Genomic DNA, 12,110 nt, shown 5'->3' on the forward strand with positions numbered 1-12,110 from the left:
TAAAATCTAGTTATTTAGTAAATACATAATTGATCATCGGAGGAGCTATGAAAAAATTTATTTATGTCATTATTTTCTTTTCATTTTTTGATCTTTTTACCCAGCTTCCTGTTATGAGTACATATGCAGAATCATTAGGGGCATCTGCCTTCTTAACTGGTCTAGCAGTAGGTATGTATTCTCTATCCAATACATTTGGTAATATTATTTCTGGCTTTTTAACAGATCGTAAGGGGCCTTTTGTTATTTTAATTATAGGTCTTTTGACAACTGGTTTATCTCTTTTGCTCTACAATGTAGTCGAAGACCCTACCACTTTACTATTTGTTCGTTTTGTCCATGGATTAGTAGCAGGCTTTATTGTCCCAGCTGCCTTCACATTTTTAGCAAATGCAACCGAACAGGAAAAAAGAGGTAAGGGCAGTGCTATTTCTGGCGCCTTCGTTGGTATTGCTGCCATCATTGGTCCTGCATTCAGCGGTATTTTAGCAAGTCGTACTAGTGTCCCATTCGTTTTTAATATTACAGCCAGCTTTATGCTCTTATTAGGTATTCTTGCCTTCTTTATATTAAAGTCAAATCAAATTAAAAAAGAAAGATCTACACCAAGCACATATATACCCATAAGTGTATTTTTCAATAATCCAGGCACATTAAAAGCATTCTCTGGTGCATTTTTTTTAATGTTCTCTCAGGGTGTGATTGCCTATCTGCTTCCTCTAAAAGTGCAATCTTTAGGCTTTGATTCACGTTTAAGCGGAACATTGATGAGTACATTTGGAATTATTGCGGTCCTTGTATTTATCTTACCAACTAACCGAATTTTCGATAAGGTTGCTCCTATAAAAACATTATCATTAGGCATAGGCTTAATGGGGTTAAGCCAATTACTTATTAGCCAAGCAGATTCAAGTACATTACTTTATATAGCAATGACCTGCTATGGTATTGGATTTGGATTCTTATTCCCATCCGTCAATTCCCTTTTAATAGACTCTACAACTACTGATATTCGTGGGAAAGCATACGGTTACTTTTATGCCTTCTTCTCACTAGGTGTTGTCCTTGGCTCATCATTGCTTGGGTGGCTATCTTTAGGTATTGTCAGTGGCTTTATCTTTACAGGAATAGTTTTATTGATATTTGCTAGTGGTCTTCTTATACCACACAAAAGACCTTCTCATGCTAAATGAGAAGGCTTTTGCTTTATTTATCTTGCTCCTGAATTTGTTCATTATAGAAATGAACCCCTGTATGTCCTCCACCCTCAGCCACCATTTCATTCGAAGCGATTTTCGTTGGCGATGTCCCAGCCTCTGTAGCTACCTCAGTAGTTACTCGCTCTGCAACCCTTTTATGCATGTCAATATTTGAAGTATTTAAATACGATTCAAATTTAGACTTTACATTATTAAACATATTTAATGCTTTATCACGGTTTTCTTTTTTACTTAAATAAGATGCTGCTAACCCTGCTAACCCTGCAATCACAACACCTTTTCCTTTTCGTTTTGCCATTTAATAATCCCTCCCAAAATTATCAATTTCGCCTTGGCGTAATTGCGTCCGGATTTTGAATTGTGCTGGCACAATTCATTCCTTTGAAAATCCGTGACATCCGCCGGAGGCTTTATCTTCATTCAGTAGTTGTTTGGGCACCCACTAAAAAGGAAATAAAACTGCATTCATCTCACTACCTGTAAAGGTGGGGGGCTTCTGTATCTGCAGCTACGCTTCCAATACAAAAAACATCTGTTGCTGCCGCTTCGCTTTCGCTACAGAAAACATTTGCTGAATGAAGATAAAAACTAGCTCTGTAATATATCTTTTCCCTATTTCAAGACGACTAAACATAAATTTTTTTGGACGCTTAAGCATATATATTAGTGAGAGATAACTGTACCCTTTTCTTAGTCTTTTCACTAATTCAGCAGCTTACTTTATAGTATGTCTTAACTTCAAAAATATATTATTCTCCTACCAATTTTTATATCCATTATGCTCCAGCCCTGACGATTTGCTTTCGGTACAAAAACATTTGTTGCTGTCGCTACGCTTTCGCACAATAAATATTTGTTGCTGTCGCTATGCTTTCGCACAATAAAGATTTGTTGCTGTCGCTACGCTTTCGCACAATAAAGATTTGTTGCTGTTGCTACGCTTTCGCACAATAAAGATTTGTTGCTGTCGCTACGCTTTCGCACAATAAAGATTTGTTGCTGTCGCTACGCTTTCGCACAATAAAGATTTGTTGCTGTCGCTACGCTTTCGCACAGTAAAGATTTGCTGAATCAAGATAAAACGTAATATTTTGACACGAGGATATTTTTGTAACTATTTATGATTATAAAAGACAAGCTAAGGGAATTAATGAATTAATACCATTATTAGGAGAGTGATGACATGAAGGATTTAGACTTAGTATATGATTGGATAGATATGGCTTCATTAATAGGTGGCGCAGGTCTCTTGACAGTATTAATCTATAGTGTTATTCAATTGTAGGGAGTTGCATGATAAAAAGTTAAAAGGCAATCCGCTTATCTTTTAAGCAGATTGCCCTATTTTTTATCGTTTTACATCATCATAAGCGCTTGATTTTTTAAAGGCTGCTACTACATAAGAGCACACAGCTTCCATTTTATAATCATGTTCACGAGCATATGCTGCCGCTTGATCTAATAGTTCCTTAGCGACACCCTGACCGCGGAGCTTATCCGATACATAGGTGTGATCCATGACCATTACTTGCCCGTTTTGCTGCCATGTAATTTCCGCTAACTTTTCCCCTTCTTGCTCATAGATGTAAGCAAGCTGGTTTCCTGCCAATTGCTGTAATTGGAATTCCATTTCTCACCACTCCTTTTATCAATAGTATCATAGCTGTTTCTATTTTTTCAAAGATAGCAATTAGGAGTTTCCGTGACATCAATATATAAAAAATTAGCAGATTTCTTTATTTCTTAATTAAACCATGATGAAATCGTATCTTTTAAATTGGCAAAGAAATTTTTCACACTCGTCCAGAAGCCTTCATCTTCCATAAGTGACCCGAATTTCTCCTTAATGGTATTACTAATATCATCTAATTGTTCAGACCATTTACTAAAATCAATATCTAGCTTACTAATTTTATCCATTAAATCAACAAGTAATTGTCGATCTTTTTCACTTAAATTGATATCCAGTTTGTTTAACTGCTCTTGCACAATTTTTTCTACATCTTCTCGAGTTGCTGGCTTTAATTCCGCAATGTCCTTTTTAATTTCTGTAAGCAGCTCTGCAACCTTAGCATCATCAACTCCTGCCGACTTTGCAAGGGTAGTAGCCACTGAGAGTTCCTCATTCGCTACATCTGTACGATCAATGTCAAGTGTTTCACCTGTTGTAACTTCATAAGCTTTATAAATTCCTACAAGCGCTGAATGCCCAGTTACTGCTTTTGGTGCAGCCACCTGTACAATAGCATCTTCAATACCTGCTGTCAGCATTGCATTGGCATACATTTCTGCCGTAACCTGTGTAATATTGGATGGCGTAACAATCTCAATGACCAAGCCTTTTCCTGCATCTTTACGTGTAATTTTTGCAGAGGAATACATACGAGAACTTGAATTACTATCTTTAATGTATTTAACTAAATCTTCGCCTGATACTGTAATTTCTTCAATTTCAGGCTCTTCTTTCACCTTCAAAGATTTTTTAACGGACTCTTTTTCATCTTCAGATAAATTTGCACCGTATACAACAATTGGAACGCCTAGTTTTTCATCAATTGCTTTGGGAGGCGTATTATCGGCAGCAAAGCCTGTTGCTGGTGCCATCACTCCAAATACTAACATAGTTGCTGCTAGTATTTTCATCCATGCTTTTTTCAATTTGTGCGACCCCTTTCGCTCAAAAACTCATTTGGCCTGTATAATGTATGTCATTATACAATAATTAGTACGAAAAAAAGACGAGAAGGTTTCAATGGGATCTCTCGTCATTTCTTCTTTACTACGTACGTATGGCAACTGTTCACCATATCTTACATTTGGAACAAAGCGTTACATTTCTTCTGTCCAGCCATCCTCCTGTTTTACCCTGCCTGCTTTCATTAGTGTACCTAATGCACGTTTAAAAGCACCTTTACTCATATTAAACATTTCCTGAATCTCTTCTGGAGAGGATTTATCGCCAAACGGCATTCTGCCTCCAACCTCTTTTAGATAATTTAAAATTCGTTGTGCATCATCTGAAATACGTTCATGCTTACGCGGTAAAAGTGAGCCATTTAAGGAACCATCCTCTTTTACATCAATTATTCGTACAACTACGTCTTGTCCAAGTCGCGGCTCTGTATTACGCTCTGATTCATGAACAAAAATACGGTAAGGATTATCTACACCTAGTAAAAACGAACCGACTGGCAGCAATCGATAAGGGCGTGCTGTAATGTTTTTATTATGCATCTCTTCAAATGCACCTTCATATAGCTCAGAAATTTTTTCTTCTGTTGCTAAACGACCAAATAAGTCACCATTGCGATCAGTACGTAATGTCATAAATAAATGATCTCCTGGTATTGGCCAAAGCTCTTTTAATGCAGGCATATCCTCAGCCTTTACTAGCACTTCCCGTGAAGTACCGATATCTACATAAGCTCCCTCACGCTCCACCACTTTCAGGACACGAGCCCAGCCATACTCGCCCTGTACAAAAGATGGGATGGCTGTTGTTGCAGCTAATTCACCACGGCGATCTACAAATAAAAATACTTCAAGGTGATCACCTACAGCAAGTGGCTCTGTTACCTCTGAAGCATTTAAAGGCAGTTCTTTAACTCCATTTGTTAAAATCCATCTCGATGCTTGTTGCTCTAGTATCGTTAACGTAACAACTTCACCTGATTTTAATTCGTTCATATTGTCTTCCTTTCCTTCACACCATCATTTTCGCAAAAAATTTTATAAATTGTGTGTCCTAGAAGCCTCTAATTTTTTCGCAATGTCTGGGTTTTCTTCCATTACCTGCACAAGATCTGCAATGCGGTCAATTGAGTTCCAACTTAAATGATGCTCGATTCCTTCTACATCATCATAAATACGCTCTTCATCTACACCAATGATTCGCAAAAATTGCTCTAGAAGTTCATGGCGCTGTACGAGACGTTTTCCAAGCTTTTCTCCTTTGGCTGTCAATGTAAGACCACGGTATTTTTCGTAAACTAAATAACCATCTTTATCTAATTTTTGAACCATTTTTGTAACAGAAGAAGGAAGAACAGATAATGCTTCAGCAATGTCAGACACACGAGCATATCCTTTATGAGCGATTAATAGATATATTTGTTCGATATGGTCCTCCATACTAGGTGTTGGCATATCTTATTCCCTCTCTTTCCTATTCTTACTCTCTAGTTTACTACAAGCTTACCTTAAAAGTTAACTGAAAATACATATGCCAGAAAATCGCTACATGTATAACACAAATTGTATCTCCTTAAGTTGTATTAAAAGGAGTAACTCAGGTCATCCACTGGTATTTCAAACTTCTATATATAACATAAAAAGAGCCTGCTTCAGATAGAAGTGGGCTCTACTTTATGTCGAGGATGCTTATTGACCACATGTAATGCATGAATAATTTCTCTGTTAATACGTTCGATATTTTCAGGTGTATTCATGACTCTAAATGCTTCATCTCGGGATTCCATAGATGTAACATACTTACTAGGCAATGCATTTAATGTTAGTGCTACTGTGTCAAGTTCACACATTTCACATTTACAAAATGTTTGATATTCTGGTCCTCGTAATAGGAAGCTAACTAAACCACGCACAATTTCCTCTGTAACATTTACTAAAATAGGATCTGACATATTCAAACTTTCGCCTCATTTATGTTTAATTGTTACATTGTTCCTGAAATTATAATAGCGTTATTAGCGGGCTTTTTCAAGAATCCCTAGTAGCATCTATATCAACAAAATTACTAGTACCTCAGTAAGATGAATTTCCTATATAACCTCAACACTTTAAATCATATTTACTACTTTTTTGTTTTAATTAATCGTAATGAATTAAAAACAACTAATAATGTTGCACCCATATCTGCGAAAATGGCAATCCACAGGGTTAACCATCCAGGAATGACGAGTAACAGCGCTATTAATTTTAAGGCTAGGGCAAATATAATGTTCTCTTTAATAATACGTAATGTTTTTCTGCTTAAACCAATTGTATAAGGAAGCTTCGTTAGGTCATCACCCATTAACGCAATATCAGCAGTTTCTAGAGCCGCATCCGTGCCGGCACCACCCATCGCAATACCGACATTAGCAGAGGCTAGGGCAGGGGCATCATTAACCCCATCACCTACCATTGCTACTGCACCAAATTCCGTACGTAAGTCTTTAATGGCCATCAACTTATCAGCTGGTAATAAGCTTGCGCGCACATCTGTCATATTTAGAGAGGTCGCAATTGCTTGAGCAGTAGGTTCTGCATCACCTGTCAGCATTACTGTATGCTTCACTTTAAGCGTACTTAATTTACTCAACACATCTTTACTTTCATGTCGTAATTGATCTGCGATTCCAATCATGCCAATAAATTGATCATTACTAACAGCCGCTACTACTGTTTTACCCTGCTTTTGTAATTCCTTAACCTGTTCCGTTATTTTTTCATTAACTACTGCTAACGTTGCAATCCATTTTAAGCTGCCGACATAGATAATCTGATTATCAACCGTTGCATAAGCACCCTTACCTGTAACAGATTGGAAATCAACAGGGATCAGCTCTGTTAAATTTACATCATGTAATTTCTTTAAAATTGCTTTAGCTAATGGATGCTGTGATTGTTTTTCAACAGCGGCTACTAGCTGTAAAACGTAATCCTGAGAAAGTTCCCCTGCTGTATAGATATCTGTTACAGCAGGTTGACCTTTTGTAAGGGTACCTGTTTTATCAAAAGCTACCGCTTCAATATGACCTAACTGCTCTAAATGTATGCCACCCTTAATAAGAACGCCTTGTCGAGCAGCATTTCCTATGGCTGTAACGATTGCTACTGGTGTAGAAACAACAAGTGCACATGGACAACCAACCACCAGAACTGCTAAGCCTTGATAAATCCAATGCTGCCAATCCCCCACAAAAAGAGGTGGAATAACTGCTACAAGTAATGCAACTATCATTATCGCTGGAGTGTAATATTTGGCAAATCGATCAACGAACTGCTGTGAGGGTGCCTTCTCTGCTTGTGCCTCTTCAACGAGATGAATGATTTTGGCAATGGTTGTATCCTCCACTCGCTTCGTTACACGTATCTCTAGTGCTCCCTCTTCATTTAACGTTCCCGCAAATACTTCATCATCAATTGTTTTATTAACTGGAATCGATTCGCCTGTTATCGCCGCTTGATTTACAGCAGATAATCCGTTAATAACGATGCCATCCATCGCAATCTTTTGACCTGGCTTAACGATTAAAATATCTCCAATTTCAATTTGCTCTGTTGGCAGCTCCATCTCATGAAAATGTTCTCCATGTGCTCTCTTTATCGTTGCTGTTGGCGGTGCTATATCCATCAGCTGTCGAATAGATTGACGTGCTTTATCCATCGAATAAGCTTCCAATGCTTCACTTACTGCAAATAAAAAAACAACAACAGCCGCTTCTTCCCATTCACCAATAACGGCTGCGCCTATAACCGCAATAGTCATAAGTGTTTTCATATCAAATTCAAATCGAACTAAATTGCGGAAGCCTGTTTTAAAAATCCCCATACCCCCAACTAGAATCGCAATAATAAACATTCCAATCGGTAGTGGGTCTGTTTCACCACGCCATGCTCCAAAAATATAACCAAGCACTACAAATAATAATGATATTCCAGCTAATATATTTTCCGTTTTTCGATAAAAGGGTATTGATTTTTCCAGAGATCTAGTTGGAGATTGTGAAACCTTTATGCCATCAAAAGCACCAGCCTCTTCAATTTGATCAACACTAATATCTCCAATAACTGTTATTTTAGAAGCACCGAAGTTAACTTGTGCATCTTGTACTTTTGGAATAGCTTTTACGTTTTTTTCAAATTTCGCTGCACAGCTAGCACATGATAAGTTTTGTAGTCTATATTCTTGTTTACTTGGTGTCGTTGCTGTCATTAGCTTTCCCCTCTTTCGCATGTTCATAGGCAATTGTTACAATTTGATACACATGCTCATCCTCTAAAGAGTAGTACATTTGCTTCCCTTTACGATGTGATCTCGCTAAATTATTTTCTTTTAAATATCGTAAATGGTGGGATGCTGTCGCTACAGATGAACCAATAATCGAAGCTACATCACACACACATAATTCATCCTCCACCGTTAAGGCAAAAGCAATTTTTAATCTTGTTTCATCGGATAATGCTTTCAAAAATTTTGCTACTCCTGATAAATCAGGCATTTGATTTTGCACCTTTATGACCGCTTCTTCATGAACCAGTGTCACTTCACATACTTCTTTTGGCATTTCCTCACCTCATTCAAATGTTGGTTTGATTGTTCTCACTATAACATTATATTCCATCTTATTCAAACTATTATTTGAATGTATAGGATTTATATCATTATTTCCATAAAAAAATTTTAATCATACACTTACGAAATAAACAAAAATCAGCGCACATATTTGTACGCTGATTTTTCATGTTGTTGAAATACTATTATGTCAATGAAATCAAGGTGACAAATCAAAAAGTATAGCCCTTTTTCAAAACGAGGGGTTGATCTCCGTTCCGACTGAGTGCTTTCCTGGGGGCATCCGATGAGCCGCTACACTCGCGTTGCTCGCTCCAGGGTCTCATCTGTGACGCTGAATCCCCGAGGAGTCACTCAGTCTACACTCCAATCAACCATTGCTCATCGTATTTTCTTCTGGCAATTCACACAAATATATAGTGATAAATTTGAAGTCTTAGCCATCATTATATTGTGCAAAAATGGAGCTTTGATAACATTTTTCTATGCGAAAACAGAGGAGTACTTTATGTAAAGTGACAAAGTAGTTTTACGCATAAAATGTAGGTTAATAGCTGTAGAATTTGTACCAATATTCTATCCATTTAATGATGGTGAGTAACATGCTTTTACTTTACTTTTCTTTTGAGGGAAGAAAATATTTAAAGTTCTATACTATTGCTGATTGGAGTGCAAGGCTACTCGACTCCTGTGGGATAGCGAGACAGACGAGACCCTGCACGGAGCGTCAGCGCAGGAAGCGGCTCGTCGCTCGCCCACTGGAAAGCGAGTAGCCTGGAACGGAAATCACCTTCATTTTAACTAAATATTCACAAAAAGTCCCTTGACTATTTAATTTTTCAACACTATGAAAAATCAGCGCACATATTTGTACGCTGATTTTTGTTTATTTTGCTTTTAATAGTAATGTTGTTCCCTTAATATCTTCTTTTCTCACAAATGTTTGATGATAATCTCCATTTGCCCAATCCATTACTTGATCTTGATACCAATCGGATTTCACATGCCCACTTTGACCTGGACCAACGATATGATAGGCTGAGCTTAAATCTCCCGCATCTACAACAAAACGCCATGATGCACCATGATCTACATTTCCTGCCGCATCATTATCGGCAGCTTGAACAGTTACCTTGGAGCCGCCAATAGGAACTTTTTTAGCATTAAAATATGCTGCAAGAATCGGTGAAGCACTGCCTAAAGTATGATCAAAAGTAAGCTGATGGAAGTCACCCCATTGCCACTTCGATACATTTTGACCGAATTGATCTTCCAATTGCGCTACGGTAAGTTCGAATGCCTTATAAATTGTTGTATCTACACCACCTTGCTCTTCCATCCAAATGCTCTTATCTCCTGCATATGCTGAACGTAAAAGCTGATCAGTAATATTAAACTTCCCAGACATTAATTTATACATATCTTCAGGCATCTGATCTTTAAATAATACCTCCTGAAGCTTTACCATCAATGTATGGAAGACTAGTGGAGCACCTGATTCTTTAGCGTCTATCATATCCCATTCTTCTAACAATTTAATAATATCTGCGTACTTTCCATCGTGATCTTTTGATTTAATTGATGTTAATAAATTTGGTAAAAACTCGCGTGCATATAGATTCTGCTGATCCATTTGTAGCTGCATCATATCTTCGACTGTTATAGAATCATTTGCTGCTAACACTTCCTTAATTCGCTCAAAACGATAAGGCTGTGCCCAAAAGTCTGTTATATGGTAAGGATATTCTTCTCCAATGACTTCATTATTTGCTGTCGCGATAAAGCCTTCTTTTGGATTGACTACAGTCGGTAGCTCATCCCATGGGATAAAGCCCTCCCAGCCATAGTCACTGGAATCACCCGGAACTGGCAGCTGTCCATCACCCTGCGTACGAATTGGTATTTGACCATTGGCTTTATAAGCAATCGTACCATCCTTTGAAGCGAATACGAAATTTTGAGCGGGTGCTTTGAAATCCTCTAACGCTTTTTCAAATTCATTCCACGATTTCGCCTTATTAAAGCCCAATATTGCACTTAGCTCTGCAGTTGGCTGAAGTGCCGTCCACTGCATGGCAAATTGTGCTGTCGGCTCCGTATCCTTAAACGCTAAATTAGTCATAATGGGACCATGTCTTGTAACAACAACATCAAAATCAACTATTTCTCCATCCTTCACCTTGATTGATTCATCACGTACCTCGGCTTGCTCCCACTTGCCATCATAGCGAAATTGAGTTGGATTATCTGGATTCGGTATTTCGATATATAAATCCTGTACATCGGGTCCAACGTTAGTAACTCCCCATGCAATATCATCGTTATGTCCTAAAATAATGCCTGGAATTCCTGCAAAAATTACGCCGCTAACATTTTGCTCAGCTGATTGTAAGTGCATTTGATACCAAATAGACGGTGTGCTTAAGCCTAGATGTGGATCATCTGCTAAAATGGGTGTGCCTGATGCTGTTTTCTCGCCTGATACTACCCAGTTATTACTGCCATTAAATTCGTTTGGCAATAAATCAACTTGGAATTGTCCTGCTACTGCGACTGGGTTTTCCTTATTGGCTTCAATTATAGATGACGCATTTTCAGGATATTTAATAAATAATTCTTTCGCTTTGTCTTCACCAAAGTTTTGTAAAGCCCAATGACGGAAGGCAAGTGCGTTCCAATTACCGCCTAAATCATAGGCCATATATTTTCCTATTGTTATAGAGTCTTCAACAGACCAATCCTCTGGTTCATAGCCTAATAATGCAAATTCATAGCTTAATGTATTTTTTTCTTTTGCCTCTGCAATAAAAGCATTTACACCCTCTGCAAACCATTCAAGCACCTGCTTGCTCTCTGCATCATAGGCAGATAATGATTTTTCAGCCGCATCTCGTAAACTAAACGTTCGAAAATGCTTATCTGAATTAATGGTTGCCTCTCCAATTATTTCAGACAAGCGACCACTTGCCTGTCTACGAGCTAAATCCATCTGAAACAGCCGATCCTGCGCCTGTACATAGCCCTGTGCACGATACAAATCTGCATCTGTCTGAGCAAAAATATGAGGAACCCCTTTGTCATCCCTTGTGACGCTTACATCCTGCTCCAACACATTTACCGCAAGCTCCCCATCGATTACTGGCTTCGATTTATTCATAAACCATGTAAAGCCGATAAATAACGCAATCGCAACTACTGCTAAAAAACCAACAATAGCAAGCAGCCACTTTTTCCATGTAAACTTTCTCATATGCCAACCCCCTTCTTTGCAATATATTCTGGTTTTTGCTTACCAAATCCTCTTAAATGTAAAATAATTAGCGAAATTTAGCGATTTATAGAACATGAACAGTATAAATAATATGAATCATCCATACTACTGAGGAATGTTAAAAAAAATTCGTATTTTCCCTAATGGAAAATACGATTTTTCATAGTGTTGAAAAACTAAATGGTCAAGGAACTCTTTGTGAATACTACTAATTCAAATGAAGATGATTTCCGTTCCAGGCTACTCGCTTTCCTGTGGGCGAGCGACGAGCCGCTTCCTGCGCTGACGCTCCGTGCAGGGTCTCGTCTGTCTCGCTATC

General features: G+C 38.0%; 11 protein-coding genes. 2 read left to right on the plus strand and 9 right to left on the minus strand.

Going from position 1 to position 12,110, the window contains the following annotated elements; translation table 11 throughout:
* Positions 1 to 47 precede the first annotated feature (47 nt).
* Complete coding sequence (locus ACQKIM_RS18550; protein WP_427546631.1) at positions 48 to 1,193, plus strand: MFS transporter; 1,146 nt, start codon at positions 48 to 50, stop codon at positions 1,191 to 1,193.
* Positions 1,194 to 1,206: 13 nt separating this feature from the next.
* On the opposite strand, the gene ACQKIM_RS18555 is transcribed toward ACQKIM_RS18550, so the two are convergent.
* The 8 genes from ACQKIM_RS18555 to ACQKIM_RS18590 form a co-directional block, all read right to left on the minus strand.
* Positions 1,207 to 1,518, minus strand: coding sequence for a hypothetical protein (locus ACQKIM_RS18555; RefSeq protein WP_427546634.1), 312 nt, complete (start codon positions 1,516 to 1,518; stop codon positions 1,207 to 1,209).
* Between the two features lie 1,050 nt (positions 1,519 to 2,568).
* On the minus strand, positions 2,569 to 2,850 hold the full coding sequence (locus tag ACQKIM_RS18560; RefSeq protein WP_427546636.1) for a GNAT family N-acetyltransferase: 282 nt from the start codon (positions 2,848 to 2,850) through the stop codon (positions 2,569 to 2,571).
* Between the two features lie 113 nt (positions 2,851 to 2,963).
* Positions 2,964 to 3,878 carry a DUF1002 domain-containing protein gene (locus tag ACQKIM_RS18565; protein WP_427546639.1) on the minus strand — a complete coding sequence of 305 codons (915 nt, stop codon included), beginning with the start codon at positions 3,876 to 3,878 and terminating at the stop codon, positions 2,964 to 2,966.
* Between the two features lie 171 nt (positions 3,879 to 4,049).
* Positions 4,050 to 4,907 carry a CvfB family protein gene (locus ACQKIM_RS18570; protein WP_427546642.1) on the minus strand — a complete coding sequence of 286 codons (858 nt, stop codon included), beginning with the start codon at positions 4,905 to 4,907 and terminating at the stop codon, positions 4,050 to 4,052.
* Positions 4,908 to 4,949: 42 nt separating this feature from the next.
* Positions 4,950 to 5,366, minus strand: a complete 417-nt coding sequence (gene mntR, locus ACQKIM_RS18575) for a transcriptional regulator MntR (RefSeq protein WP_283869818.1) — start codon at positions 5,364 to 5,366, stop codon at positions 4,950 to 4,952.
* A gap of 197 nt (positions 5,367 to 5,563) precedes the next feature.
* Positions 5,564 to 5,863: a late competence development ComFB family protein gene (locus tag ACQKIM_RS18580; protein WP_427546656.1), complete on the minus strand. Its 300-nt coding sequence runs from the start codon at positions 5,861 to 5,863 to the stop codon at positions 5,564 to 5,566.
* Between the two features lie 170 nt (positions 5,864 to 6,033).
* Positions 6,034 to 8,160: a heavy metal translocating P-type ATPase gene (locus ACQKIM_RS18585; RefSeq protein ID WP_427546645.1), complete on the minus strand. Its 2,127-nt coding sequence runs from the start codon at positions 8,158 to 8,160 to the stop codon at positions 6,034 to 6,036.
* Complete coding sequence (locus tag ACQKIM_RS18590; RefSeq protein ID WP_427546648.1) at positions 8,138 to 8,512, minus strand: ArsR/SmtB family transcription factor; 375 nt, start codon at positions 8,510 to 8,512, stop codon at positions 8,138 to 8,140. Before ACQKIM_RS18590 ends, ACQKIM_RS18585 begins: the two co-directional genes overlap by 23 nt.
* A gap of 294 nt (positions 8,513 to 8,806) precedes the next feature.
* On the opposite strand from ACQKIM_RS18590, the gene ACQKIM_RS18595 reads away from it, so the two are divergent.
* Positions 8,807 to 9,034, plus strand: coding sequence for a hypothetical protein (locus tag ACQKIM_RS18595; RefSeq protein ID WP_427546651.1), 228 nt, complete (start codon positions 8,807 to 8,809; stop codon positions 9,032 to 9,034).
* A 372-nt stretch (positions 9,035 to 9,406) separates the two neighbouring features.
* Here ACQKIM_RS18595 and ACQKIM_RS18600 read toward each other — a convergent pair whose 3' ends face one another.
* Positions 9,407 to 11,770 carry a penicillin acylase family protein gene (locus ACQKIM_RS18600; RefSeq protein WP_427546654.1) on the minus strand — a complete coding sequence of 788 codons (2,364 nt, stop codon included), beginning with the start codon at positions 11,768 to 11,770 and terminating at the stop codon, positions 9,407 to 9,409.
* Positions 11,771 to 12,110 lie beyond the last annotated feature (340 nt).

It is taken from the genome of Lysinibacillus sp. NPDC047702 (genome assembly GCF_050272555.1).
In the GTDB taxonomy this organism is placed as follows: Bacteria; Bacillota; Bacilli; order Bacillales_A; family Planococcaceae; genus Lysinibacillus.

Coding starts and splice junctions, on each gene's coding strand:
- ACQKIM_RS18550 (WP_427546631.1), top strand. CDS start 48: ATGAAAAAATTTATTTATGTCATTATTTTCTTTTCATTTTTTGATCTT.
- ACQKIM_RS18555 (WP_427546634.1), bottom strand. CDS start 1,518: ATGGCAAAACGAAAAGGAAAAGGTGTTGTGATTGCAGGGTTAGCAGGG.
- ACQKIM_RS18560 (WP_427546636.1), bottom strand. CDS start 2,850: ATGGAATTCCAATTACAGCAATTGGCAGGAAACCAGCTTGCTTACATC.
- ACQKIM_RS18570 (WP_427546642.1), bottom strand. CDS start 4,907: ATGAACGAATTAAAATCAGGTGAAGTTGTTACGTTAACGATACTAGAG.
- mntR (WP_283869818.1), bottom strand. CDS start 5,366: ATGCCAACACCTAGTATGGAGGACCATATCGAACAAATATATCTATTA.
- ACQKIM_RS18580 (WP_427546656.1), bottom strand. CDS start 5,863: ATGTCAGATCCTATTTTAGTAAATGTTACAGAGGAAATTGTGCGTGGT.
- ACQKIM_RS18585 (WP_427546645.1), bottom strand. CDS start 8,160: ATGACAGCAACGACACCAAGTAAACAAGAATATAGACTACAAAACTTA.
- ACQKIM_RS18590 (WP_427546648.1), bottom strand. CDS start 8,512: ATGCCAAAAGAAGTATGTGAAGTGACACTGGTTCATGAAGAAGCGGTC.
- ACQKIM_RS18595 (WP_427546651.1), top strand. CDS start 8,807: ATGAGCCGCTACACTCGCGTTGCTCGCTCCAGGGTCTCATCTGTGACG.
- ACQKIM_RS18600 (WP_427546654.1), bottom strand. CDS start 11,770: ATGAGAAAGTTTACATGGAAAAAGTGGCTGCTTGCTATTGTTGGTTTT.